At 60.3% G+C, this 26,242-nt stretch carries 24 protein-coding genes; 19 read left to right on the top strand and 5 right to left on the bottom strand.

What is annotated here, in order from left to right; translation table 11 throughout:
• Nucleotides 1-36: 36 nt before the first annotated feature.
• Together E9677_RS10920 and E9677_RS10915 are read right to left on the bottom strand one after the other, a co-directional pair.
• Nucleotides 37-1,311 (bottom strand): D-tagatose-bisphosphate aldolase, class II, non-catalytic subunit, encoded by a 1,275-nt coding sequence (locus E9677_RS10920; protein ID WP_136558096.1) that lies wholly within the window; start codon nt 1,309-1,311, stop codon nt 37-39.
• 1 nt (nt 1,312) lies between these two features.
• The gene (locus tag E9677_RS10915; protein WP_235882908.1) at nt 1,313-2,296 is read right to left on the bottom strand and encodes a tagatose kinase; all 984 of its coding nucleotides are present in this window, start codon (nt 2,294-2,296) and stop codon (nt 1,313-1,315) included.
• Nucleotides 2,297-2,619: 323 nt separating this feature from the next.
• On the opposite strand from E9677_RS10915, the gene E9677_RS10910 reads away from it, so the two are divergent.
• From E9677_RS10910 to E9677_RS10895, 4 genes are all read left to right on the top strand, one after another.
• The gene (locus E9677_RS10910; protein WP_168801170.1) at nt 2,620-3,933 is read left to right on the top strand and encodes an ABC transporter substrate-binding protein; all 1,314 of its coding nucleotides are present in this window, start codon (nt 2,620-2,622) and stop codon (nt 3,931-3,933) included.
• A 130-nt stretch (nt 3,934-4,063) separates the two neighbouring features.
• Entirely contained in the window at nt 4,064-4,834 is a 771-nt protein-coding gene (locus E9677_RS10905; RefSeq protein WP_136558095.1) for an L-iditol 2-dehydrogenase, read from the top strand.
• Between the two features lie 16 nt (nt 4,835-4,850).
• On the top strand, nt 4,851-5,864 hold the full coding sequence (locus E9677_RS10900; protein ID WP_136558094.1) for a zinc-dependent alcohol dehydrogenase family protein: 1,014 nt from the start codon (nt 4,851-4,853) through the stop codon (nt 5,862-5,864).
• A 102-nt stretch (nt 5,865-5,966) separates the two neighbouring features.
• On the top strand, nt 5,967-6,986 hold the full coding sequence (locus E9677_RS10895) for a LacI family DNA-binding transcriptional regulator (RefSeq protein ID WP_136558149.1): 1,020 nt from the start codon (nt 5,967-5,969) through the stop codon (nt 6,984-6,986).
• 370 nt (nt 6,987-7,356) lie between these two features.
• Here the strand turns inward: E9677_RS10895 and E9677_RS10890 are convergent, their stop codons facing one another.
• Complete coding sequence (locus E9677_RS10890) at nt 7,357-7,824, bottom strand: Lrp/AsnC family transcriptional regulator (RefSeq protein ID WP_136558093.1); 468 nt, start codon at nt 7,822-7,824, stop codon at nt 7,357-7,359.
• Nucleotides 7,825-7,944: 120 nt separating this feature from the next.
• Between E9677_RS10890 and E9677_RS10885 the strand changes: the two genes are divergently transcribed.
• The 11 genes from E9677_RS10885 to ehuA all read left to right on the top strand — a co-directional run bounded on the left by E9677_RS10885 (nt 7,945) and on the right by ehuA (nt 19,867).
• The gene (locus E9677_RS10885; RefSeq protein ID WP_136558092.1) at nt 7,945-9,423 is read left to right on the top strand and encodes an NAD-dependent succinate-semialdehyde dehydrogenase; all 1,479 of its coding nucleotides are present in this window, start codon (nt 7,945-7,947) and stop codon (nt 9,421-9,423) included.
• Nucleotides 9,424-9,437: 14 nt separating this feature from the next.
• The gene (locus tag E9677_RS10880) at nt 9,438-10,841 is read left to right on the top strand and encodes an aspartate aminotransferase family protein (protein ID WP_136558091.1); all 1,404 of its coding nucleotides are present in this window, start codon (nt 9,438-9,440) and stop codon (nt 10,839-10,841) included.
• Between the two features lie 167 nt (nt 10,842-11,008).
• A complete protein-coding gene (gene ehuR, locus E9677_RS10875) occupies nt 11,009-12,457 on the top strand; it encodes a MocR-like ectoine utilization transcription factor EhuR (RefSeq protein WP_136558148.1) in 1,449 nt (482 codons plus the stop codon).
• Between the two features lie 68 nt (nt 12,458-12,525).
• Complete coding sequence (gene eutB, locus E9677_RS10870; RefSeq protein WP_136558090.1) at nt 12,526-13,545, top strand: hydroxyectoine utilization dehydratase EutB; 1,020 nt, start codon at nt 12,526-12,528, stop codon at nt 13,543-13,545.
• On the top strand, nt 13,542-14,555 hold the full coding sequence (gene eutC, locus E9677_RS10865; protein ID WP_136558089.1) for an ectoine utilization protein EutC: 1,014 nt from the start codon (nt 13,542-13,544) through the stop codon (nt 14,553-14,555). Before eutB ends, eutC begins: the two co-directional genes overlap by 4 nt.
• The gene (gene doeA / locus E9677_RS10860; protein WP_136558088.1) at nt 14,552-15,730 is read left to right on the top strand and encodes an ectoine hydrolase DoeA; all 1,179 of its coding nucleotides are present in this window, start codon (nt 14,552-14,554) and stop codon (nt 15,728-15,730) included. The genes eutC and doeA overlap by 4 nt, the downstream gene beginning before the upstream one ends.
• Before the next feature lie 3 nt (nt 15,731-15,733).
• A complete protein-coding gene (gene doeB, locus E9677_RS10855) occupies nt 15,734-16,753 on the top strand; it encodes a N(2)-acetyl-L-2,4-diaminobutanoate deacetylase DoeB (RefSeq protein ID WP_136558087.1) in 1,020 nt (339 codons plus the stop codon).
• A gap of 56 nt (nt 16,754-16,809) precedes the next feature.
• On the top strand, nt 16,810-17,661 hold the full coding sequence (ehuB, locus tag E9677_RS10850) for an ectoine/hydroxyectoine ABC transporter substrate-binding protein EhuB (RefSeq protein ID WP_136558086.1): 852 nt from the start codon (nt 16,810-16,812) through the stop codon (nt 17,659-17,661).
• A gap of 61 nt (nt 17,662-17,722) precedes the next feature.
• A complete protein-coding gene (ehuC, locus tag E9677_RS10845) occupies nt 17,723-18,388 on the top strand; it encodes an ectoine/hydroxyectoine ABC transporter permease subunit EhuC (RefSeq protein ID WP_136558085.1) in 666 nt (221 codons plus the stop codon).
• Between the two features lie 13 nt (nt 18,389-18,401).
• Entirely contained in the window at nt 18,402-19,094 is a 693-nt protein-coding gene (gene ehuD, locus E9677_RS10840) for an ectoine/hydroxyectoine ABC transporter permease subunit EhuD (protein ID WP_136558084.1), read from the top strand.
• Entirely contained in the window at nt 19,091-19,867 is a 777-nt protein-coding gene (gene ehuA / locus E9677_RS10835; RefSeq protein ID WP_136558083.1) for an ectoine/hydroxyectoine ABC transporter ATP-binding protein EhuA, read from the top strand. The genes ehuD and ehuA overlap by 4 nt, the downstream gene beginning before the upstream one ends.
• A gap of 134 nt (nt 19,868-20,001) precedes the next feature.
• Here the strand turns inward: ehuA and E9677_RS10830 are convergent, their stop codons facing one another.
• Nucleotides 20,002-20,829: a transporter substrate-binding domain-containing protein gene (locus tag E9677_RS10830; protein ID WP_136558082.1), complete on the bottom strand. Its 828-nt coding sequence runs from the start codon at nt 20,827-20,829 to the stop codon at nt 20,002-20,004.
• A 160-nt stretch (nt 20,830-20,989) separates the two neighbouring features.
• Nucleotides 20,990-21,919, bottom strand: a complete 930-nt coding sequence (locus tag E9677_RS10825) for a LysR family transcriptional regulator (RefSeq protein ID WP_136558081.1) — start codon at nt 21,917-21,919, stop codon at nt 20,990-20,992.
• Nucleotides 21,920-22,068: 149 nt separating this feature from the next.
• Here E9677_RS10825 and E9677_RS10820 point away from each other — a divergent pair, with 149 nt between their 5' ends.
• The 4 genes from E9677_RS10820 to E9677_RS10805 are packed head-to-tail and all read left to right on the top strand — an operon-like array spanning nt 22,069 to nt 26,240.
• On the top strand, nt 22,069-23,244 hold the full coding sequence (locus tag E9677_RS10820) for an NAD(P)/FAD-dependent oxidoreductase (RefSeq protein WP_136558080.1): 1,176 nt from the start codon (nt 22,069-22,071) through the stop codon (nt 23,242-23,244).
• The gene (locus tag E9677_RS10815) at nt 23,241-23,495 is read left to right on the top strand and encodes a 2Fe-2S iron-sulfur cluster-binding protein (protein ID WP_136558079.1); all 255 of its coding nucleotides are present in this window, start codon (nt 23,241-23,243) and stop codon (nt 23,493-23,495) included. The genes E9677_RS10820 and E9677_RS10815 overlap by 4 nt, the downstream gene beginning before the upstream one ends.
• A complete protein-coding gene (locus E9677_RS10810) occupies nt 23,488-24,825 on the top strand; it encodes an FAD-dependent oxidoreductase (RefSeq protein ID WP_136558078.1) in 1,338 nt (445 codons plus the stop codon). Before E9677_RS10815 ends, E9677_RS10810 begins: the two co-directional genes overlap by 8 nt.
• A complete protein-coding gene (locus E9677_RS10805; RefSeq protein WP_235882907.1) occupies nt 24,822-26,240 on the top strand; it encodes an aldehyde dehydrogenase family protein in 1,419 nt (472 codons plus the stop codon). The genes E9677_RS10810 and E9677_RS10805 overlap by 4 nt, the downstream gene beginning before the upstream one ends.
• Nucleotides 26,241-26,242: the final 2 nt, after the last annotated feature.

Here is a 26,242-nt window from a genome sequence, read left to right as displayed (position 1 = left end):
TGATATTCCCTCCCGTTTCCAGGCGAATGGTTGCCTTCAGATCTGGCTTGAAGCCTGATGAACAGCCCGGTCGTAGCTCGCGAGCACGTGGTCGACTGACGCAAGAATTATTCCATCAGCCGTATTACCGGCCATCGCCAGACCGGGAAAGAACTGATGCATAAGCGGCTGCGGGATCGTGCGGCCGTTGAGCGCGTTGAGGAGTTTCGCAACGGCTGAGGCCGCCTCCGGACGGTTCCAGTAGTATCGAATCCGATCGCTATAGCTGTAATGGCGCTGCAGCCGCAGCGAATCCTCACCACCATGATAGTGGCCTTGCCAATCCACCGGATGATCGAGCATCAGCCGCTCCATCGCGGCGGCAAGAGGGCGAGCGCCGTAAGATGACACCAGCTCGGATGCAATCATATCGAGGGCATAGAGCGCTTCGCGATATGCAAAGGTAACTCCTGGACCGACTTTCAGGATCGGGAAGCCGTCTCGCACGAGGGCGGCAAGAGCAGTCTCTGATTGATAGTCTGTCGAATGCGCCTCGAAGACGAGGCCTTCGTGGTCGTTCAGCACGGCAGCCAGATCAGCGGCCTTTGCCGGGTTGTACGCAACAACATTTTCAGAGCCGAACTCGACCCCGGGCTGGACGACAAAGGCGAGAACCCGCTCGAAGGCGTCCTCCAGCCCCGCCGCGAGGAATGTCTCCCGGTGGATGGAAATCGTCTTCCTGGCAGCATCTGGTGAAGTTGGCTCGACGGTTTCAAGCACGTGGTCCGCCCCACCCGGAACAGGAACCTCGGTTCCAAGGACATAGAGGGGCTGAGGAAGGCCTGCAGCCTCGGCAGCCGCCTCGGCAACCCGGCAAAGGTCAGCTGCCCGCGCGGCGATCGTGTCATCATCCAGCGCAGCCGGTTCACCGGCGCAGCCCATGGACGTGTCGAGATGAATCTTGCTGAAGCCTGCCCTGACATAGGCCATGACCATGTCCCGTGCCTTGGCGAGCGCCACCTCGGACGGCTCCTTGCGCCAGGGATTAGGACCGAGATGGTCGCCGCCGAAGATCAGTTGGTTTCGGTCGAGCCCCTCTTCCAGAGCGATCAATTCAACCATGCCGACGAAATCTGCAGGCGTCATTCCGGTATAGCCGCCGAGATGATTGACCTGGTTGCAGGTCGCCTCGATCAGGACCGGCTGGTTGGTGACCGATCCCCTGCGCAACGCTGCCCGGATGATCGTAGGATGCGCGGAACAGACGGAAGTAATGCCGCGGGGCCTGCCCGAGCGACGCGCTGTTGCAAGGTCTAGCAGGTGACTGCTCATCCTAGGTCTCCAGTCTGTGTTCTTCGATAAATTGGTCCAGTTCGGCAAAGGTCGAAACGCCCTCCATGGGGCCTTGCCTCGTGACCGTTCGTGCACCTGCCGCGTTCGCGTATCGAAGGGAACTTGCAGGGGACAGGCCCTTGCGGCGGCAAGTCACATAGGTCGCACCGAAGCAGTCACCCGCGCCGGTCGGATCCAGCTCCTCAACCTTGAAGGCGGGACAATGGCCCCGGTCGTTTTGGAGATAGAATGAGGATCCGGCGGCGCCTCGCTTCAAGACGACCTCTTTTACACCTCGCGACAGAAGGGACTGAACCGCAGCTTTCTCTTCGTCTATTCCTGCTGTCACAGAAAGCTCCTCACCAGAGGGAAGAAGCAAATCGCTGACCGCGAGAATCTCTTCGAAACGCGCCCTCGCCTCCCCTTGCCCAGCCAAAAGCTCCTTGCGGACGTTCGGGTCGAAGGAAACAGTACCGCCTCGCGCCTTCACGGAGGCGACCGCTTCAGACAGCACCCGGCCGATACCGCCGATGGCGAAGGCTGAACCCATCACATGCACATGGCCTGCACGCGCGATGAGCGCCCTTGCCGCATCGGTCATCTCGATCTGACCGGACGCGGACCGGGCGATGTTGAACACGAAGTCCCGAGCGCCATCGGCTCTGTATCGGACGAATGCGCTGCCCGTTGGCGCCTCAGCAAGGACCGCGATCGCCGACACGTCGGCGCCGTCTCGCTTCAGCCGCTCAATGTTCAGCCACCCAAAATCGTCGTCGCCCACAGCCGAGATGATCCCGGCCTCGCTACCGAGCCTGGCCACCTGGTCGATGAAGATCGCTGGCGCGCCACTGGGAAAAGGCCCGACCAGCGGCATCGGCTCGAGAAAACCGTTTCCAACAGATGTCGACATGATTTCGACCAGAATCTCTCCCGCGGTGATTGTCGGGCCCAGCTTCTCCGGAGCAAGAACAGCTACGTCTGTCACGGCCTCTCCCAAATGCTTGCCATTGCCCCCGGAACAGTTGGAGGCCGTGGCTGATTAAAAAAGAAGCGCACCCGATGTCAATCTATTTTTATCGCGCGTAAACTTAGGAGAGAATGAACGCGCCTGCATGGTGACCGAAATCATCAATGAATTGAGCCAGACACAGCCTCAACAACGAGCAAAATGCTAAATTCCTACCGCAATGCAGCATGCTTTGGCTTAATTTCAGGCCTGAGTCGAGCTTGACAGATCCAACCGAGAGGGCAATAAAAGTTTACGCATGTAAGTTTATGCGCATCACACTCGCAATGGAGGAGATTGTCATGAGTGTCAAAACCAGCATCCTTATGTCTTCCGCCGTAGGCTTCGGCCTGATCGCCGGTATCGTTCAAGCCGAGGAAATCTCGGTGGCGACCGTCAACAACGGCGACATGATCATCATGCAGAAGCTGTCGAAGGCCTGGGAAGAGGAAACCGGCAACACGATCAATTGGGTCGTCCTTGAGGAAAACGTTCTGCGTGAACGCGTAACAACGGACATCGCAACCGGCGGCGGGCAGTTCGACGTCATGACGATCGGCGGCTACGAAGCCCCGATCTGGGGTAAGGCGGGGTGGCTTACGCCCGTGGACGATCTTGGTGACGACTACGACTACGGCGATCTGCTCGAGCCGATCAAGGCAGGCCTCACCGTGGACGGGAAGCTCTATGCCGTCCCCTTCTATACCGAGAGTTCATTCACGCTCTATCGCAAGGACCTGTTTGAAGCCGCAGGCATCGAGATGCCCGAGCAACCTACCTACGACCAGATCAAGGACTATGCGGAAAAGCTAACGGACAAGTCGAAGAACCAGTACGGCATCTGCCTTCGCGGAAAGCCCGGCTGGGGCGAGAACATGGCGTTTCTCGGCACCATGGTGAACACCTATGGCGGACGCTGGTTCGACATGGACTGGAAACCGCAGCTCGACAGCGAGCCGTGGAAGAGAGCGATCACTGACTATGTCGATCTGATGACCAAATACGGACCTCCGGGCGCAACGGCCAATGGCTTCAACGAGAACCAGACGCTGTTTGCCTCGGGTCAGTGCGCCATGTGGATTGACGCCACGTCAGCCGCTGGACGCGTCTATGATCCCAAACAGAGCCAGGTCGCCGACAAGGTCGCCTTTGCTCGCGCACCGGTGGAAGATACGCCGGCGGGATCGAGCTGGTCCTGGTCCTGGAACCTTGCGATTCCCAAGAGCACCCAGAAAGCCGAGGTCGCCAAGTCCTTCCTGAAATGGGCCACATCAAAGGAATACGTCAAGATGGTCGGCGAATCGGAAGGTTGGGTCGCGGTGCCTCCGGGAACGCGCAAGTCCACCTACGCACTGACGGAGTATCAGGAGGCTGCTCCATTCGCGGCGACGGTGCTCGATGCGATCCTGTCGGCGGATCCGTCGAAGCCAACGAAGGACCCGGTTCCCTATACCGGCGTCCAGTTCGTGGCCATCCCTGAATTCCAAGGGATCGGAACCTTTGTCGGCCAGCAGATCAGCTCCGCGCTGGCAGGTCAGCAGACAGTGGATGCGGTTCTCGACGCCGCCCAAGCCCAGGTGACCCGCGACATGACGCGTGCCGGCTACATCAAGTAGTTCTCCGCCGCCGTTTGAGGCGGCCCTCCCGAGGTGCCCGGCGGCAATGCCGCCGGGCACCGAGACTACAGCAAAGATAGCATCAGATGAACGACCGTCTACGATGAGACGGCTCGTCGGAGACCGGACCATGAGACTGAAAGACAAGGTTGCCTTCATAACCGGCGGTGCGCGGGGTATTGGCCTGGGCTTCGCGGAAGCCTTTGTGGCAGAGGGCGCAAAGGTCGTCATCGCCGATATCAACATCGACCGCGCCACGGAAGCGGCATCCGCAATCGGCTCCGCAGCCAGGGCCGTCAAGCTCGACGTAACCAAGGTCGACGACATCGACCGCGTTGTGGAGCACGTAGACAAGGAGTTCGGCGGCATCGACATCCTGGTCAACAACGCTGCGATCTTCGACATGGCGCCGATCAACGGCATCACGGAAGACTGCTATCAGCGTGTCATGGACGTTAACCTGAAGGGTCCGCTTTTCGTCATGCGCGCGGTTTCCAACGTGATGATAGAGCGCAAACGCGGCGGCAAGATCATCAACATGGCAAGCCAGGCCGGTCGTCGCGGGGAAGCGCTGGTAACGCTCTATTGCGCCTCCAAGGCGGCAATCATTTCAGCGACCCAGTCGGCGGCGCTCGCTCTCGTGGCACACGGCATCAACGTCAACGCAATCGCACCTGGTGTGGTGGACGGCGAGCATTGGGACGTGGTGGACGCGAAATTCGCGGAATGGGAAGGCCTGCAGCCCGGCGTGAAGAAGGCGCAGGTGGCGAAGTCCGTTCCGATCGGCCGCTTCGCGACGCCCGACGACATCAAGGGTCTGGCAGTATTCCTCGCGTCTTCGGATAGCGACTATATTCTCGCTCAGACCTACAATGTCGACGGCGGCAACTGGATGAGTTGAAGGGAGCGCCGAAACCATGAGAGCTGTTCAATTCATCGGGAAGGGTCAGGCTGTATTGGCTGACAGGCCGCTTCCCGACAGGCTGCCCGATGGGCACGCCATGATCCGTATTCGCGCGTCGGGTCTGTGCCATACCGATATCGACGTCTTGCATGGTCGATACGGCGCAAGTGCGTTCCCGGTGATCCCGGGACATGAATATGCAGGAGAAATCGCGGCCGTCGCCGCCGACGTGAAAGGTTTCGGGGCGGGCGACCGCGTAGCCGTAGATCCCAACTTGCCGTGCGGCACATGTCCCTCCTGCAGACGAGGCCTGACCAACCTGTGCAAGGACCTGAAGGCATACGGCGTGACACACGACGGCGGCTTCGGTCAGTACAGTCTGGTTCGAGCAGCACAGCTTCACCGCATCGGTGACCTTGCCTTCGACGCCGCCGCACTGGCAGAACCGCTTGCCTGTACTCTCAACGGACTGTCGACCGCAGGCGTCGCGACCGGCTCGTACGTTCCGTCCAATGCCATCATCTTTGGCGCGGGACCAATCGGGCTGCTGATGGCCTTGGCGTTGCGAGCAAAGGGGACCCGAACTGTCACCGTTGCGGACGTGAACGAGCACAGGCTGGCCTTCGCCTCCGATCTCGGTCTGGAAACTGCGATTTCCGGCTCCGGGAAACTTGCGTCGCGCCGCCATGGCTTTGACTTCGTGGCCGACGCGACCGGCGTGCCCACGGTGGTGGAGAAGATGATCGATCTGGTCGAAGATGGCGGCACCGCCCTGCTCTTCGGCGTATGCCCGCCGACCGAGACAATCGCGATCCACCCGTTCGAGGTATTCCGCCGGCAGCTCAAGATTGTCGGCTCGCACTCGTTGAACCGCAACATTCCGGAGGCGCTCGAAATGCTGCAAGCCGACGATGGGCAGATGGCGCGGCTCGTCAGTCACAGGCTGCCACTCGACGAAATGCTCCCGTATTTTCTGACCAAACCCTCTGATCCAGCCACGATGAAGGTTCAGTTCGTATCCTCCTGACATCCATGGGCCCTGAGCCGGCTTACATGAAGTGATTCCGGTGATAGAACAGCGCGTGCTGTGAGCAGCGACGGAGGGGATGTGGCGAAGCCGATCAAGACTATGGAGGAGTTTTCGGGATATGTTGGGCTCTCACGCCCGACCGTCTCAAAGTACTTCAACGACCCCTCTTCCGTACGCAAGAAGACCCGCGACGCGATCGAAGAGGCTCTGCGGAAATCGGGCTTCAAGCCCAACCTGTTCGCGGTCAACCTGAACCGCCGCAGGAGCAACATCATTGGCGTCATCATTCCAAACGCCTTGGATCCATTTTATATGGCGTTGACTCGTCGGATCCAGTTGATCGCGGCAGAATCTGGGTTTCTGGCGTTTGTCTTTTCGTCAGACGGTCGGCCGGATACCGAAGACGACGCCGTCAGTACACTGCAGTCGATGAACGTCGCGGGGGCCATCATCGCCCCGATCGGCACGACTTCGAGGAACTCGGCCCTGCGGGCTCTGGCGAAAGACATCCCCCTCGTCTACGTGGATGCCCCACCGGACGACGAGGCTTCGTTTGTCGGAAGCGACAACAGACAGAGCTTCGGTCTCATTGTTGATTATCTCTGCCGATCGGGCGAACCGCCATGTTTCTTCGGAATGCCCGAGGTCAACCGGAACGCTGGCCACAGGCGCGAGATCTACGTCGACGCAATGGAGACGGCAGGTCTGAAGCCGATGATTCTGGATATCGCCGAAGGAGACACCTGGGACTTCGAGCGCTTCGCATTCGAGGAGGCCTCGCGCCTCTTTGAGCGCCGGGAAACCTTGCCTACACGCACTATCGTTTGCGCCAATGATCGTCTCGCGTTCGGCGTTATCGCAGCGGCCTGGCAAAAGGGGCTGAAAGTCGGGCATGGGACGGCCTTCGACCTCAGGGTGGCAGGACACGACGATCATCCCCTGTCCCGATACGCCTGCCCTCCGATCACCACTGTCGCGCAGAACTACAACGAGATCGGGCAGCTGGCGATCGGACTGCTTCTGAAGAAGTTGGGAGAGGTCGACGATGACGAAGACGAGAGGCTCCGCCGAGACCAGATTCTTCTTAAATCTGACCTGATGCTGCGCGCATCGGCCTGATCTTTCGCCAGCCCAGGCCATCAGGCGTGAATGTCGCAAAACAGGTTGCGGGTGATGGAACGGCTTACGGTCTGATTAAAGACACAGCGGTGCAGATCGTCGATGCACGACTTTAACAAGTACCGATCGACAGATGCAGGTCCAGTTGTGAGTTGTACTGGACCTGACAGGATCAGCGGGCGCCACAATGGCCATGGAAGCGATTTGTCAATTGGCCTCCTGATCCTCTGGCATTCGGCGCCTCTCACAGAGGGCACGCACTCATGAATTTGCCGGAACACGCGTTTGAGGTCCATGTCTCTTGTCTGGAAGTGCAGATCTTGTCGTTCAGATCGAACGGCTCACCAAGACTTGAGCCGGGCCAAGTTTGCTAGGTCTCGATCGGAAAGGCAAAACCTGCCTTCACTCGATCCATGACCACCATGGTCTTGAACCCCTTGATGTCGTGATTTTCGTAAAAGAAGCGCCGCGTGAACGCTTCGTAGTCCTCCATGTCCTTTGCGGTAATCACCAGGATGAAGTCGGCATCACCCGTGACATAGTAACCGATCATCACCTCCTTCGTGCCCCGGATCGCAGCCTTGAACCGATCGACGATGTCCGCACGCTCGCGCTCCAGCGACACCAGAACGATCATCGTGATGCCCCGTCCGACGGCTTTGGGCGATACGATTGAGACATCCGCCTCGATCACCCCCTCCTCCCGCAGACGTTTCAATCGTCGTTGGCAGGCCGTCGGCGAAAGATTGACGATGCGCGCCAACTCTTCTGACGTCAGGCGATTGTTCTTTTGCACGGCGTCCAACAGCGCTCTGTCGACTCGATCCAGTGATGTCATGCAGTAATCCTGCGCCAAGAGGTAAAAACAAGTCTTCATCCTGCATAAAGCCCGTCGACTACGCAGTCAAACGATCACCGCCCGCGGCTAGACTGCCCCACATCGTTGGAGGAGAGACGCATGAAAGGTATCGCCAGCACCGAGCTGAAATCATTGCAGCAACCCGGCCTGCTCGAGCATCGCGCCTTCCTCGACGGCGTCTGGGCTGAGCGCGCCGAGACATTATGTGTCACCGATCCGGCGACCGAAGAGCATCTTGCGGATGTCGCGGCTTGCTCCCTCGAAGATGCCGATCATGCCGTGGAAGCAGCCGCACGGGCGTTCCCGAAGTGGCGGGACATGCTGCCGCTGGAACGCGGCCGGATCCTGCGCGCATGGGCGCAACTGATGCGCGACAATGCGACGGATCTCGCCGTCATCATGACGGCAGAACAGGGAAAGCCGCTCGTCGAGTCGGCTGGCGAGATTTCCTATGCTGCGAATTTCCTCGACTGGTTCTCGGCCGAGGCGGAGCGTGCCTATGGCGAAACCATCCCGAGCCACCTGCCCGGAGGCCGCATCTCGGTTCAGATGCAGCCGGTCGGTGTCACCGTGGCCATCACGCCGTGGAACTTTCCCTCTGCCATGATCACCCGGAAAGCCGGCGCAGCACTCGCCGCGGGCTGCACCATGATCGTCAAGCCTGCGCCTGAAACTCCGCTCTCGGCCCTTGCCCTGGCAAAACTCGCCGAACAGGCCGGCATGCCGGCAGGCGTATTCCAGGTTCTGACGGGCGAGGCTGCCCCCCTATCCAGCCGATTGCTCGAACACACCGAGGTTCGGGCTTTCTCCTTTACCGGTTCAACGGAAGTCGGGCGAATTCTGCTGACCCAGTCGGCGGCAACGATCAAGAAAGCCTCGCTTGAACTGGGCGGCAATGCGCCGTTCATCCTTTTTGACGATGCCGACCTGACGGCAGCGGTAAAGGGATGCATGTGTGCAAAGTTTGCAACATCAGGGCAGGATTGCCTCGCGGCAAACCGCATTTACGTCCAGCGCCGGCTTTACGACCGCTTCGTTGACGCTTTCGCCAACGCGACATCCGAACTCAAGGTGGGGCATGGACTTGAGCCGGGCATCGACATCGGGCCGATGACGCGTCCTTCAGTGGCCGAAAAATGCCGAAAGCAGATCTCCCAGGCACTGTCCGCCGGCGCGCGTCTCGTCTGCGGCGGACAGGACAGCCCCTTGGGAGGCAATTTCGTCATGCCGACAGTGTTGGCCGATGTCGAAGACGACATGCTGATCGCAAGAGAAGAAACCTTTGGCCCTGTTGCCGCGATACTGCTCTTCGACGATGAAGACGAGGTGCTGGCGCGGGCGAATGACACCGAGATGGGCCTTGCAGCCTACGTTTACACCCGTGACCTCGGCCGCGCTATGCGTCTCACGGACAGGCTCGAATACGGGATGGTCGCCGTCAATACGCCGAAATTCACCGGCGCCCCCATCCCCTTTGGTGGATGGAAGCAATCCGGCCTGGGTCGTGAGGGCTCGCGCCACGGGCTCCTGGAATACCTCGAGGCAAAATATGTCTGCTTCGGAAATCTCGCTGCTTGAAAGGATTTGACCCAATGAATGCCAATCTGAACCAGATCGCCGAGATGGATCGCAATTCGGTCCTCCACCCCTTCACGCATCTCAAGGATTTTGCCAGCGGCAAGATGGGCGATCCCACGATCGTCGAGACCGGCAAGGGTATCCGCATTCAGGATGCGCATGGAAACCAGTTGATCGACGGCTTTGCGGGCCTGTATTGCGTCAATGTCGGCTATGGCAGGACCGAGGTCGCGGAAGCGATTTCCCGACAGGCCCATCGCCTCGCCTACTATCACTCCTATGCCGCCCACACGACCGATGAGCTTGCCATCCTCTCTGACCGCCTTGTCAGGATGGCACCGGGCAAGATGAGCAAGGTCTTCTACGGCATGTCGGGTTCCGATGCGAACGAGACGCAGGCCAAGCTGGTCTGGTACTACAACAATCTGCGCGGCAAGCCGAACAAGAAGAAGATCATTTCCCGGGAGCGCGGTTACCACGGGTGCAGCATCGTGTCGGGATCCATGACCGGGATGAGTTTCTATCACGACCACATGGACCTGCCGCGCGCGGGCATCCTCCATACCGGCGTCCCGCATCATTATTGGGGCGCTGAAGCCGGGGAAACAGAGCTCGAATTCTCGATCCGTCGCGCGGGTGAACTCGAAGCTCTCATCCTGCGTGAAGATCCCGAAACGGTCGGCGCCTTCATCGCTGAGCCCGTTCTTGGAACGGGCGGCATCACGCCGCCACCTGAGGGTTATTGGGAGGAGGTTCAAAAGGTTCTGCGGAAATACGACATCCTTCTGATTGCTGACGAAGTCATCACCGGGTTCGGCCGGACCGGCTCGATGTTCGGATCGCAGCATTACGGCATCGAACCCGATCTGATCACAGTGGCCAAGGGCCTCACCTCCGCCTACTTCCCTCTCTCGGGCGCAATCGTCGGCGAAAAAGTCTACAAGGTCATGGAAGACGGGGCCGATCGCGTCGGCGCCTTTTCACACGGCTATACTTATTCGGGTCACCCGATCGGCGCGGCAGCCGCCAATGCGGTTCTCGACATCGTCGAAAAGGAAGATCTGCCGGGCAATGCCCGCAAGGTCGGCGCCTATTTCCAGGCGCAGCTGAAGGAGAAGTTTGCGCAGCTTCCCATTGTTGGCGAGGTTCGCGGTGTCGGCCTGATGGGCGCCATCGAGTTCGTGTCGGATCGGGAACACAAGACTCGTTTTGACCCTTCGCTGTCCGTCGGCGCGCGTGTCTCGAAGGCTGCCCGCAGCCGAGGGCTGATTGCACGAGCGATGCCGCATGGCGACATTCTGGGTTTTGCCCCTCCCCTCGTCACGACGAAGGAAGAGATCGACGAAATCGTCGCCATTGCCGAATCCGCCGTGCGATCCGTCATGGATGAACTGGTACAGGCCGGCGAAAGGATCTGACGCGCGACCCGGCGAAACGCCCGTCGCCGACGGCGTCGCACGCAACCAAAGCTGCAGGACGACGAAAAAATCTGAGGCGATCACGCCTCAGATTGCATATCGCTTCATTTTTTGAAGTGAGCGTGCATAATGTCATGAAATTCACGTCGCTCGATCGAGACAATTTCATGCGCGAACAATACAATCCTTTTGCCCGCGAACCGATGACCGTCGCCAAACCCGTGGTCTGGCGACCGCAGCTCGCCAAGCTGAAGGGTGAGACCAAGCATGCCGCACTGACAGAGCGGATCATAGCGGATATCGACGCAGGCATCCTCAAACCCATGGACCGAATGCCGACGCATCGGGATCTGGCGCGCGACCTCGGCCTTTCTGTCCAGACCGTCAGCCTGTCCTACAAGGAGGCGGAACGTCTCGGCTATCTGAGCGGCGAGATTGGACGCGGCACCTTCGTCAAGGCGCGCGTGACGGATCGGGCGGGTCGCATGATGCTCGATCACAGCGTCAATGAGGTGCTCGATCTTTCGATAGTTCGGGGCGTTTATCTTGACGTGCACGAAAACGCCTCCCGCGACATACTTCGGGAGCTCTCGGAGGGTGACAATGCTAGTTTCATGAGGCCTTGCCGCCCGATTGCTGGCCTTGAGCGTCATCGGGAAACGGCACGCGACTGGCTGCGAACTTTGAACGTCGATGCGACGGCCGAACGCATCCTCATCACCAACGGAGCGGCCCACGGCATCTTTCTGGCGTTGAGCTGCATCGTTCGTCCCGGCGACGTCATCCTGTGCGAGAACCTGACCGATCATGGCATCATTGGACTTTCGAACGTCCTCGGATTCAGTCTCAAAGGCTTGCCGACAGACGACGAAGGCATCTTGCCGGAGGCGCTCGCGGCCGCCTGTTCGGGCGGCGGCGTGCGCGCACTGGTCCTGATCCCGACACTGAACAACCCAACCGGCCACGTGGCCGGTGCAGCGCGCCGGCGCGAAATCGCAGCAATCGCCGAGCAATACGGCGTCTTTGTTATCGAAGACGAAGTCTATCGGCCGATGATCGAGGAGGACCTGCCATCGATCTGCGACATGATTCCCGATCTCGGCTTCTTCGTCACCAGCTTCACAAAGACCGTCCTGACCGGGCTGCGCGTCGGTTACCTCGTCGTGCCGCGCTCCTATTCCATTCGGGCGGCCTCCATTCTGCGTGTCACGAGCTGGAGTGGCACCTATCTGGCGGGTGAAATTGCAACACGCTGGGTTGAGAATGGCACGGCGCGGCAACTGGTCGCCATCCAGCGCGAAGAAGCGCGAAAGCGCCAGCAAGTGGCCGTAGACATCCTGGGAGATCATATTGCCTCCAGCCACCCGCTCTCGCTCTGCGCCTGGCTCAGGGTTCCTCCCCACTGGACTGAGGACAGTCTCGTGCGCGCGCTTGCCAACCAGAATGTTGCCGTCACACCGTCCGAGCCTTTCATCGCCGGACCGGGCCATGGCGGCGGTATTCGCATTTGTCTGGGTGGACGCCTGAACCAGTCCAGCCTTGCAAAGGCACTGACCATCGTACGCGAGGCATTCGAGCAGTTGCCTCCGGTCTACGCCATAGGATCGATCGGTTGACGCGACACATCTACAATCATTGAATCATTACAATATAATAATTGACATGATTTTCTTTCGCTCTCAACATGACAATCATGGAGAGCGAAACCGTCCACCGATCGGCCTACACTTCCATTCTGCCAGTCACTCTGGCGGACATCGAAGGCGCGTCGGCTAGGATAAACGGCCACATTGCGCGAACACCCTTCGTTCGTTCCAGCTCGCTGTCTGACCACACCGGCCATTCGGTTCATCTGAAGCTCGAAACCCACCAGCCCATCGGCGCCTTCAAGCTGCGCGGGGCGATGAATGCCATCCTGTCGCTCGACGATGCTCAGCGCCGACGCGGGCTTGTCACGGCGTCCACGGGAAACCACGGGCGGGCGGTGGCCTATGCGGCACGCGAACTTGGCGTGCCAGCCATTGTCTGCATGTCGTCGCTCGTTCCTGCCAACAAGGTCAACGCCATCCGCGCACTCGATGCTGAAGTCCGCATTGTCGGCGTCTCGCAGGATGATGCCCAGGAGGAGGTCGAACGACTGGTCGAGGCCCGCGGCCTGACGGCGATCCCGCCTTTCGACAACGTGGATGTCGTCGCCGGTCAAGGAACGATCGGCCTCGAAATCCTAAAAGACATCCCGGATCTTGCGACAGTGCTGGTTCCCCTGTCCGGTGGCGGCCTGGCTGGCGGCATTTCCGTCGCCGTCAAGGCCTTGCGTCCTCAGGCACGCCTCGTCGGCATCTCCATGGAACGGGGAGCCGCCATGCATGCGTCGATCGCTGCCGGACGACCTGTGGCAGTCCGCGAAGAGGAAACTCTGGCCGATTCCCTGGGCGGCGGCGTCGGTCTCTCGAACCGCGTCACTTTCGCGCTCTGCAGCACCCTACTCGATGACGTCATTCTTTTGAGCGAGAGCGAGATTGCCGAAGGCATCCGCCACGCCTGGCGCGAGGAAGGCGAGACGGTCGAGGGCGCCGGAGCGGTCGGCATTGCCGCCATTCTGGCCAGGAAGATCGAGCTATGCGGGCCCACTGCGGTCATCGTATCGGGCGGCAACATCGATCCGAAGCTCCACCGGAGAATCACAGAGGGAGCAGACGCATGAGCCGCATCACGATCCTGACGGAAAGTGACCTGCGAGCAGTCGTCCAACTGGACGTGTCCGCGGTCGATTGCATCGAACGTGCATTTGCGGCGCTGGCCACCCAGGCCGTGGCCATGCCCCCGATCTTGCGGCTCGACATTCCCCAGTTTCGCGGCGAGGTCGACGTCAAGACGGCCTATGTGCCGGGTTTCGACGGCTTTGCGATCAAGGTCAGCCCCGGCTTCTTCGACAATCCCAAGCTCGGTCTGCCAAGCCTCAACGGGTTGATGATCCTCTTCAGCGCGAAAACAGGATTGGTCGAGGCGCTTTTGCTCGACAATGGCTATCTCACGGATGTGCGCACGGCCGCGGCTGGAGCGGTTGCCGCCCGTCATCTTTCGCGTCCAGACGCCTCCGTCGCCGCGGTTTTTGGTGCAGGCATGCAGGCGCAGCTGCAGCTTCAGGCACTGATGCTGGTTCGCCCGCTGACGTCGGCGCGTATCTGGGCACGCAATCATGCGAAAGCGCGCAAGCTCGCTGCCGATTTCACCAGCAGGCATGGAATCGACGTGGCTGCCGTGGCGGACCCTCGGGAGGCCGTCCGCAATGCCGATATCATCGTCACAACGACACCTGCCGAAAAGCCGGTCCTGATGGCCGAATGGCTGGAACCCGGCCAGCATCTGACGGCGATGGGATCCGATGCCGAACACAAGAACGAAATCGATCCAGCCGTTTTCGCCAAGGCCAGATACATCGCCGATCGCATCACCCAGACACGTGTTCTCGGCGAGTTGCATCACGCCATCAAGACCGGAGCGGTTGCGGAAGACCGGCATTTCGACGAACTCGGAGCGGTCGTTGCCGGCAAGGCGCCAGGCAGAACGAGCGCCGAAGAAATCACCTTCGCGGACCTGACGGGCACGGGCGTGCAGGACACCGCCATTGCCAATCTTGCCGTCAGCCGGGCGCGCGACGCCGGCAGCGGACAGACAATCGACAACAAAATAGACAAGGGAGACGCAGCGTGAGCGTGACACTGAACTTTACGCGCGAGGAATACGCCGAGCGCCTTTCCAAGACCCGTCTCGCCATGGAGGCTGCGGGCATCGATCTGCTGATCGTCACCGACCCATCCAACATGCATTGGCTGACGGGATATGACGGCTGGTCCTTCTATGTGCATCAATGCGTGCTGGTGACCCCCAGCGGCGAACCGATCTGGTATGGTCGCAAGCAGGACGCCAATGGCGCCAAGCGTACCGCCTATCTCGACCAGGCCAATATCATCGGCTACCCGGATCACTACGTGCAGTCGACCGAGCGCCACCCGATGGATCTGCTGTCGCAGATCATCGACGAGCGCAATTGGTCACGCCTCACGGTCGGCGTCGAGATGGACAATTACTACTTTTCGGCAGCGGCCTTCGCCTCACTGCAAAAGCATCTGCCCAATGCCCGCTTCAAGGATGCAGCAGGTCTCGTCAACTGGCAGCGCTCCATCAAGAGCCCGACCGAACTCGACTACATGCGCAAGGCCGGCAAGATCGTCGAACTGATGCATAAGCGCATCGTCGATGTCGTCGAGCCCGGCATGCGCAAGTGCGACCTGGTTGCCGAGATCTATGACGCCGGCATTCGCGGCACATCGGAGTTCGGCGGCGATTATCCTGCGATCGTGCCGCTGCTGCCGTCCGGCGCAGATGCTTCCGCGCCCCATCTGACATGGGATGACAAACCCATGCGGCTTGGAGAAGGGACCTTCTTCGAGATCGCCGGCGCCTACAAACGCTACCATTGCCCGCTCTCGCGGACCGTCTTCCTGGGCAAGCCCACGCAGGCCTTTCTCGATGCCGAAAAGGCGACGCTCGAAGGCATGGAGGCGGGACTGGCGGCCGCCAGACCAGGCAATACCTGCGAAGACATCGCCAACGCCTTCTTTGCTGTCCTCAAGAAATACGGGATCATCAAGGACAACCGCACCGGCTATCCCATCGGTCTTTCCTACCCGCCGGATTGGGGCGAGCGCACGATGAGCCTGCGCCCCGGCGATAGGGCCGAGCTCAAACCCGGAATGACCTTCCATTTCATGACGGGGCTGTGGCTCGAAGACATGGGGCTCGAAATCACGGAAAGCATCGCAATCACCGAAACCGGTGTCGAATGTCTTTCGAATGTTCCGCGCCAGCTGTTCGTGAAGGGCTGAACCATGTTGACCAGCCTGCCCCGCCCCTCGCCGATCACCCCTTCTGTCGATTTCGACGCCAAGGGTGTACAGCACGGTCATCTGCGTCTGCCTTACAGCCGCGACGACAGCGCCTGGGGTTCGGTGATGATCCCGATCTGCGTCATTGCCAAAGGGGAAGGACCGACCGCCCTTCTCACCGGAGCAAATCACGGTGACGAATATGAAGGACCGGCGGCCCTCTTCGAATTGGCACAGACGCTGGATCCGGCTGATGTGAGCGGACGTATCATCATCGTTCCGGCGCTGAATTATCCCGCGTTTCGCGCCGGCACACGAACCTCTCCGATCGATCGGGGAAATCTCAATCGCAGCTTTCCAGGACGCCCGGACGGTTCGGTGACGGAAAAGATCGCCGACTACGTGACCCGCTATCTGGCGCCTCTCGCCGACGTCGTCCTTGATTTCCATTCGGGCGGCAAGACGCTCGACTTTCTGCCATACGCCGCAGCACATGAGCTGCCCGACAAAACCCAGGAGGCGCGTTGTTTCGACGCCGTGGCGGCTTTTGCCGCCCCCTACTCGATGAAGATGCTGGAAATCGATGCAGTCGGGATGCTGGACACGATCGTCGAGGACATGGGCAAGGTATTCGTCACCACGGAGCTCGGCGGTGCGGGCACGGCAAGTGCCGCCTCGATCCAGATTGCCCGCAAAGGCATCCTCAACCTTTTGCGCCACGCGGGGATATTGCCCGGCGCGCCAGATGTGCAGTCCACCCAGTGGCTGGATATGCCGTCAAGCGACTGCTTCACATTTGCAGAGGATGACGGCCTCGTCGCCTTTGTGCGGGACCTCGGCGAGATCCTCAGAACCGGCGAAACCATTGCCCGCGTCTATCCCGTGGGCAAGACCGGCATCGCGCCGTTCGACTATCGAGCCGCCATGGATGGCGTGCTTGCGGCACGTCACGTTCCCGGCCTGATCAAGGCCGGCGACTGCCTTTCCGTAATCGCTACGGTTACGGGAGAACCTGGCCGGTAAGACGGCACAAGACCCGAAACGGCCAAGCAAAAACACAAAACCAGAGGAGAATTCACATGCACATCACCAAGATCACCGGGCTTTCCGCCCTCGCCCTGATCATGTCCCTTACATCTGCCGGTGCCCTCACCCTCGAAGAGGTCAAGGAGCAGGGCTACATCCGTGCAGCCACCGCCAATGAAGTGCCCTATTCCTACATGCAGCCTGACGGCACCTCCGCCGGCATCGGCCCGGATGTTGCAAACGCCGTATTGAAACAAATCGGGATTGAAGAGGTCAACTGGACGGTGACGCCCTTCGGCACGCTGATCCCCGGGCTCAAGGCCCGCCGGTTCGACTTCGCTGCGGCCGAACAGAACATTTCGCCTGAGCGCTGCCAGCAGGTCTCGTTTACCGAACCGAACTCGTCCTATGGCGAAGGTCTCCTGGTGAAAAAGGGGAACCCGAAGGGCCTGACCACCTATGCCGACATCGCCAAGGACCCGTCGCTGAAGGTCGCCGTCGTGTCGGGCGCGAACAATGTCGACTTCCTTCGGGCTGTGGGGGTCAAAGACGACCAGATCGTCTTCATTCCGGCGAATGCCGACGCAATTCCGACGGTGGAAAGCCGAGTGGACGCCTATGCCGCCACGGAGCTGACCGTATCGGAGCTCGCCAAGGATCAGGCGAATGTCGAACAGGTCGCTCCCTTCGAAGACCCGATCGTCAATGATGCGCCGGTTCGCAATTACGGTGGCTTTGCATTCCGGCCGGAAGACCAGGAATTGCGCGACGCCTTCAACGCTGCCCTCGTCGAGTTCCGCAAGACGGATGAGTACAAGGCGATCCTTGCAAAATATGGCGTTTCCGAAGCGAGCATCGCGGCAGCTGCGGAAAAGAACGTGGCCGATCTTTGCGCCGGCAAATAACGGTAGATGGCGCCCGGTCCTGACCGGGCGCCATAAAACCTGAAACCGGGAGAGTTCACAGATGGATTGGACAGCCTATCTGCCTATGCTCTGGAAAGGCGCGGCCGTCACGATGACGATCACGCTTGCGGCAATTGCCGTGGGAGCAGCCCTGGCCTTCTTCTTCGGCATCCTGCGCGTCGAAGGCGGCCCCATTCTGTCGGGCCTAGCGCTCTGCTACACGGAAGTGTTTCGTGGCACCTCGCTCTTCGTTCAGCTTTTCTGGTTCTATTATGCTCTGCCATTGGTCGGACTGAGTTTCGACCCGATCACCACAGGCATTCTGGTGCTGGCCGCGCATGTGGGCGGCTATGGCGCGGAAATCGTTCGTGGTGCGCTCTCCTCCGTTTCCCAGCAGCAGCTTGAAGCCGCTCGCGCTCTGAACTTCAATCGCTTCCAGACGCTGTTTCGGATTTCACTGCCCCAGGCGGTGGTCGAGATGATGCCGGCTTTCGGCAATCTGGCCATCGAGACCCTCAAGCTCTCCTCCCTCGTCTCGCTCATTTCCATCGCGGATCTGACATTCGCGGCCCAGTCGATCCGCAACCTGACCCTCGACAGCACGAGCATCTACTCGATCACGCTCCTCTGCTATTTCGCGATGTCGCTGGTGTTGATGATGGCAATCAAGCTTATCGAGCGCTTCGTGCGACGCGGCGACGCCCTGCCCCGTCCGGGCCAATCGTGAGGATCCTGCCGTCATGATGTATGGATATGAATGGGACACGACCACCTGGATCACCTACACGATCTCGATCCTTCCGATCATCCTGATCGGCCTGACCGTGACTTTGAAGGCGGCGGCTGCCGGTTTCGCAATCGCGCTCTCCCTTGGTCTCGCCTTCGCCTTGCTGCGCCGTAGCCGGGTCAAGGCGATCTCCTGGGCGACCGCATTCATTGTCGAGTTTCTGCGCGATACGCCGCTTCTGGTGCAGCTCTTCTTTCTTTACTACGTCCTGCCCGAGTTCGGCATTGTCCTGCCCGCCTTCCTCACCGGCGCGCTTGCGCTTGGTCTGCAGTATGCGGCCTATACGTCCGAGGTCTATCGCGGGGGTATCGAGGCCGTGCATCGCGGCCAATGGGAGGCTGCAACAGCCCTCAATCTGACACGCATGCAAGCCTATCGCGACATCATTCTCCCCCAGGCCATTCCGCGCATCGTGCCGGCAATGGGCAATTATATGGTTGCGATGATCAAGGAAACACCCGTTCTCTCCGTTGTCACGGTTCTCGAAATGATGGGCCTCGCCAACATGATCGGCGAACGCACATTCGAGTATCTCGTGCCACTGACGCTAGTGGGCCTTATCTTCCTTCTCCTGACGCTGATCTGCTCGGTAGGCCTCCACCGCCTGCAGAAAGCGCTCCCCAAAGCAGGGATCCCAATGCGATGACCGATGCTCATAACCCTTTTATAGAGTTCTCCGACGTCACGAAGCGTTTCGGAATCCTGACAGTGCTCGACCAGTTCAATTTCAGTGTGGCGAAGGGGGAGAAGGTCACGCTCATCGGGCCCTCAGGCTCCGGAAAATCGACGGTCTTGCGCATCCTGATGACGCTGGAACCCTTTCAGGAAGGCAAGCTGACACTTGCCGACATGTCCTACCATGAAGAGCGTGGCAAAGGACCGTTCCGGGCATCTGAGAGGCATCTGCGCCAGATCCGCAGCCATGTCGGCATGGTCTTCCAGAGCTTCAATCTCTTTCCGCACATGACCGTCCTGCGCAATGTCGTCGAAGCGCCCGTCCGGGTATTGGGCATGGCGCGGGCGGAAGCGGAAGCGCGTGCCATCGAACTGCTCGATATGGTCGGACTGGCGGACAAGAAAGACCATTACCCGGCCCAGCTCTCGGGCGGACAGCAGCAACGCGTCGCGATTGCCCGCGCGCTCGCCATGCGGCCGAGCGTCCTGCTGTTCGATGAGCCCACGTCGGCGCTTGATCCTCAACTGGTGGGCGAAGTGCTCTCCGTCATCCGCGGCCTGGCACACGAGCACGACTTGACCATGCTTCTAGTCACCCATGAAATGCGCTTTGCGCGCGAGGTTTCGGACCGGGTCTGCTTCTTCGACAAGGGTCGCATCTGCGAACAGGGTTCACCCGAAGAGATTTTCGGAGAACCGAGAGAGGAGCGGACGCGCGAATTTCTGTCCTCGGTGCTGGCCTAGGCAGCCTCATATACTCAGATGGTCCCGACAACGAAACGGGCCGACGATCCTGCGGCCCGCTCTAACGTTTTCAACCAGATAGTGCGGCGAAGGTCGAGACACGCCAAGAGCTCAGCACGTCGCGACCAGCCTCTTCAGCCGCCGAAGCCGAAGCCTACAGGCATATCCTCCAGCGTGATGCCGTAGGTCTCGAGGCTCTTCAGGATCCATGTCTGGTTGTTGCCGATGCGCCGATTGTATTCAGCCCAGGCAGACACGAAGCTCTTGAAGGTTTCGTCCGCGCCATAGTTCAGCGCGATCACCGATGGCGTCGACAGAATGGGCGTCGGAACCTTGACGGCACCGATGGTCGGAGCCTTCTTGGCAATGACCAGGCCGTTCAGCATCGTGTTGACGAGCCCATCTGCCTTGCCGGTCGTGACGGCAACGATTGCCTCGTCACGCGTTTTGAAGCGCAGGATATTGGCTTTGGGAAGATATTGCTGGGTGATGAGATCCTGAGCGGAGCCAAGGTCTACAGCAAAAGTAAACTTCGGATCGTTCAGTTCGCTCCAAGTCTTGCCAGTGAGCTCTTCCTTGGCGGATACCAAAACGAAGCTGTTATAATAGGTCGGGTCGGAAAAGGAGACGGACATGGCGCGAACAGGCGTTGCCGTCACGGCAAAGGCCATGTCGACCTTGCCGCTCTGGACATCGAGGATGGCATTGGCCCAGCTGGATTCCACGACTTCAAGCTTGACGTCCAGGGTCTTGGCCACGTCGTTCGCCATATCGATCACGAAGCCCTGCCACTCGCCGGTGCGGGGATCCTTGGTGAAGTAAGGCGTCTCGTTGAGGATCGCTGGAATACGAAGCACGCCACGGGCGCGAATGTCTTCGATGGTCCCGGCCGACGCGGCGGTCCCCGCAAGAAGCGAAAGCGCCATCGTCGCCACGCCGCAGATCTTACTGAGCAACTTCATGATTAAATTCTCCTTTGTTCCCCGGAATCTCTCTGCCGTCCGTCGCAAGGCCCATGCTTGAGCTCTGCGGTCGACCGACCGAAAATCAGCCTATCCACGAATGAAACTTGAACAATGCTAGAGAGTCCGAGCCACTTATGGGCTTTTTTATATGTCCGCTTCAAAGCGGAGCCAGGGCCAATTCGCTGCTGCGTGGCGGATCGAGCACCGGGCCGACCAGTTCACGACGGCAGTCCTCAAAGAGCTGCTGCACCATGGGATGCTTCTGCAGAAAGCCGGCATTGCCGAAGTAGACCCGGACTTCCGGCAGGTTGCTGAGCTTGGTGCTGCGGATCGAAGAGTCTTCCGGCCCAACACACCAAGATGGAATGATCGAGAAGCCGAGCCCCTCCTCCACACAGCGCTTGACGCTCGAACTCCCAGATGTGGAGACAGCCGGCTGCACGATTGCCCCGTCGCGACCGAGAAAGTCGACCGCCAGATTTCGCAAAGTCTGCCCAGGCTCATAGGTGATGAAGGGTCGGCCCACGGACCACGCTGGAATGTCGTGTTGCTCGGGCGGCTCTCCCCAAGCCTGAGGATAGACGAGGCTCAAGCGATAGCTCCCGAGCAGGCGCTGCGGAACAACGGGGTCGCCGAAGTAGCGCTCAGAAATACAGACGTCCAGACTGCCGTTCTTTACGAGCTCAGCCAGGACAGTGTCCCGTTCGTAAACAGCGAACTCCATCTCGGGAAAGGCCTCGCGAAACCGCGATAGAACCCGTGGGAACAGATAGAAGAAGATTGCCTGGGGCATGCCGACCCGTAGCGAAGAGCGCTGGTTCTCGATCAGCTTTGTCAGCCGCTCCAGCATGATGTCCAGTTCGGGATGGAGAAGGCTGTAGAGCGCTCGACCTCTTGGGGTGAGCGATATGCGCTTGGCCCCTTGCTCGGAATCGATCAGCTTGCCCTGCAGGATCTGCTCCAGTCGCCGGACATGATTGGCGGCCGATTGATAGCTGAGGTTGAGATCGCGCGCTGCGGCGGAAAACGAGCCGTGGCGCGCCACCTGATAGAAGGTCTGGATAAGTGTGAGGCTGATCTTGGCCATGGCGCTGGTCCCCCTTCTTCCCTGTTAAGGGGTCGAGACTTTCTAGCGGATACAAATTTCGTGAACAAGCAAGGCCGTCATCTTGTATCGACGCTTGCACCTAACCGCCGCCAATATTGGCTCACAACCAATCAGGCCGGCTCCAAACCATGCAATCGCGTCCCCCATCCAGTGCCATAATCGTCGGTTCCGGCATCGTCGGAGCTGCAACCGCCTATTTTCTTGCCAAACGCGGCACCGCCGTCCGCTTGGTCGACGCAGCCGCCCCGGCTGCGGAGGCAACGGGTGCCGCTGACGGCGCCGTCTCCGTTGCAAGCAAGAAGCCCGGCCCAATGATGGCTGCCGCGCTCAAGGGTGTCCGCCTCTACGGGGAACTGGCCGACGACGGCATTTTTGCCGGTGCATTCAAGCGACGCTCGACCTTCATCATTGCATCGTCGGATGAAGAAGGCAGTGTGCTGGAGGCTCATTCAAAGGCTCTTGCAAGCGCAGGCGTGGTGGTCGAAACCCTGTCCGCTTCCGGCTTGCGTTCCGCCTTGCCGGCCCTTTCGCCAGCGGCGACGATGGCCGTCGAGGTCCATGGCGAAGGGCATGCAATCGGCTACCAGATCGTCCACCGGCTGCTGACGGCAAGCGGCATTGTCGTCGAACGCAACCTGCGTGTGGATGGGTTGGTGCTGGAAGCCGGTGGCTCTCGCGTGGCAGGGGTTGCAACCAGCGAAGGCTCGATATCTGCAGACTTGGTCGTCATTGCTGCAGGCAATGGCTCGGCGCGGCTTCTCGGCCTTTCCGATGTCCTGACCCCGCGCAAAGGTCAATTGCTGGTCACCGAACGAGCGCCTGCACTCAACAGCGCCATGCGCGGCGCCATCATGTCCGGCCGTTACCTGCTCAGCAAGGGAAGCCAAAACACCGGGCATGCGCCGCCAGCACGCGGGCTGGGACTGGTAATTGATCCCCTTGTCACGGGCCAGTTTCTGTTAGGGGGCACACGAGAGGACCACGGCGACCGGGAGACAAACGACATCGATGCGGTCGCCCGGATTCTGCGTGAGGCCGTAGCTCTCATTCCCCAGCTTGCCAACCTCAGACTGTTGCGGAGTTTTGCCGGAACACGCACCGCTGTGACCGATGGTCTGCCACTGGTCGGAAAAATCCCGGGCGTCGCCAACGCCTATGTAGCCACTGGCTTCGAGGGAGACGGCATCTGCCTTGGCCCGGTGACTGGCAAGTCGATCGTCCAATTGATCTGTGGGGAGACGCCGGACATCGATCTCTCATTCTTCGATCCCGCCAGGTTCGCCAACCTGGAGCTATCCGCATGATCCAGCAGACCTTCCACTGGCAAGGGCGCGCCATTCCCTTCCGTAGCGGAGAGAGCCTTGCAGCGGCACTCGATGCCGCCGGCGTCGGCAGCTTCGGTTACGGCCCCCTCGGCGAGGAGACCCGATACTTCTGCGGCATCGGCGCCTGCCAGAACTGCCTGCTGCGTGTCGACGGACTCATTCGGGAGGCCTGTATCACGCCGGCACGGCCTGGCATGGAAGTCGAGGCGCTGGAGAAGCCGAATGATTGAACTTGATGTCCTGATTATCGGAGGTGGTCCAGCGGGTCTATCCGCGGCGGTGGAAGCGGCACGTTCGGGCTTGACGGTCGAGGTCGTCGAACAGCGCGAAAGCCTTGGCGGTGCGATCCATCGGCAGCCGATCCCCGGTGTTGCGCCAATCCACCAGGCCGCGGGTAGCCATGTTGATTGGAAGGCGCTTGAGAAAGCCTTCTCAGAAGCCCGTACTCCTGTGCGTCACGCCTGCGTGTTCCTCGGCGTCGACGGCGACGGGCTGGTTCTCATCGAAAACCGGCACTCTGGCAATCTCGAGCAATTGCGAACAAAGACCCTCGTTCTCGCAACGGGCGCGATCGAGAAGGTGCGACCGCGCGCGGGTTGGCAAATGGCCGGCGTTTCCACCGCCGGTGGGCTGCAGGTCATGATGAAGGAAACCGGTCGGGCTCCGAAAGGAAGGGTCCTGATCGCCGGCACAGGGCCACTATTGATTGCCGTCGCCGCCCAGATGGCCAGACTCGGCAATCCGCCTGTCGCCATCGTCGAGGAGGGCGATCCGCTGCGGCGGCTGGGCGCAGGTCTCGCCATGCTCGGTCACCCCGAAATTCTGCGCGAAGCGGCCGGCTATCTTTCGGACATCTATCGGCGCCGTATACCCTGGCTACGCGGCACCCGTATTGAGGCGATCGAGCGCGATGGCGGAAATCTACGTGTCGTTATGTTGCGAAGTGATGGCCGGAGGCAAAGCCTCCACGTCGACCGCATTGGGCTTCATGACGGCATTCGGCCCAATGATTTCAGCCTCCCCAGTGCGACGGCGCGAACGGATCGTGGGCCGATCATCGTGAGAGCCGGGGATTGTCGCGAAGCACTTGGTGTCTTTGCCGCCCACGCAGACGGGCAGCGAGCTGGACGCAAGGTCGCGGACATGCTGTCAGGGGGCAAAGGACACACACTACTGAACCGGATGGTTGAGCGCGCCCGCAATGCCCAATCAACTCTCACGGCACTCTTTGCTCCTGTCCAAGGCGAGGCCTTGCTCTCAACCTTGCCTGACGAAACCGTGCTCTGCCGCTGCGAAGGCAAGACTGTCGGTGATCTGCGCCAACTTTGCGATCGGGCGGACCGGCTGACGGGGAGAGAGGTCAAGCACAACGGTCGCTTTGCCATGGGCGCGTGCCAAGGGCGCTTCTGCGCTGCCAATACGGCTCAACTCATGGCTGAGATCAAGCCAGATGGCCTCGTGCCATCGACAGATGACCTGACGGGTCGCCGTTGGCCGCTGCGCCCGGTGTCCATAGCTGCGCTGACTGGCGTCAGCCAAACGAGGACCAACCACGAATGACGAGGTATACCGACATGATGCAAGCCCAGCGCCAGGCGCTCGAGACCAGCAATGCAATTACGGTCCGCAATCCCTTCGACGGTGCGTTGGTCGGCGAAGTCCCGGTGAGTTCTGCCGCTGAGATTGCTGCAGCCGTGATACGCGCGAAGACAGCCCAGCGGGAGTTCCGCTGCTCAACTCCAGCCGTACGTCGCGCCATGCTGAATGCTCTGGCTGAAGAGATTGCCGCAGACGCCGAAAACCTTGCCCGCATCATCTCCACTGAGATGGGCAAGACGATCCGCGAGGCGCGAAACGAGGTCCGTCGCGCACAAAACACGCTGAAGCTCTCAGGCGATGCCGCAACCTTTCTCGATGGGGAAGCACTGCATTGCGCAATCGTGGAAGGTGGCGCGGACCGGCTGGCGACGATTACATATGAGCCAGTTGGTGTCGTCGGTGCGATAACCCCCTTTAACTACCCACTCAATCTGCTCTGCCACAAGCTGGGACCGGCTATTGCAGCCGGCAATGCGGTGGTTGCCAAGCCGTCACCCAAGGCGCCGCTGGCCGCCGCGCGGTTGCACGAACTCGCCATGAAGGCTGGATGGCCAGCCGGCCTTTTCCAGATCGTGCACGGCGCGGCGGAAGCTGCAGTGTCGCTTGCCCAGTCACCGATCGACCTTTTGTCCTTCACTGGCGGGCCGGCTGCAGGGCTTGCGCTCAAGAACGCCAGCAGACTGATCCGCTGCCTGATGGAGTTGGGCGGCAACGACCCCTTGTTCGTGCTTCCCGATGCCGATCTGGACAAGGCCGTTGCTACGGCGATCGGGCACCGCTTCGAAATCGCCGGGCAGAGCTGCGCGGCCGTCAAGAAACTCTACCTTCATCGGGATATCGAAAAGATCTTCACCGAAAGATTGCTGGCCGCTGTCGACGCTGTCGAATTCGGTGATCCTTCGCAAGACGACACCGACATGGGAACTGTGATCGATCTGGCTGCCGCCAAGACCGTTGCTGAACGCGTCAACGCAAGCATTTCTGCGCATGGGGCGAAATTGCTGACTGGCGGCACGCATGATGGCACGGTCTTCTCTCCGACCGTGATTTCGCAGATCGCGGCAGACGCACCGGTGATCGCCGATGAGACCTTTGGACCCGTCATCGCGATCCGGAGCTTCACCGATCCGCGGGCAGCGATCGCTGAGGTCAATGCCGGCGAATTTGGCCTTCAGGCCGGGATTTTCACGAATGATCACGCGCTCATCAAGACCTTCTCTCGCGACCTGAATGTCGGCGGCGTGATGATCAACGAAGGTCCGGACTTCCGCGCCGAGCATGTGCCATTTGGCGGCGTCAAGCGCTCGGGTCTTGGCCGAGAAGGTGTCCGCATCGCACTGCGCGAGATGTCGGAACCCAAGGTCGTCATTGATTGAGG

The organism is Peteryoungia rhizophila (genome assembly GCF_004912145.1).
Classification (GTDB): Bacteria; Pseudomonadota; Alphaproteobacteria; order Rhizobiales; family Rhizobiaceae; genus Allorhizobium; species Allorhizobium rhizophilum.
This window is presented reverse-complemented; position numbering and strand designations above follow the sequence as displayed.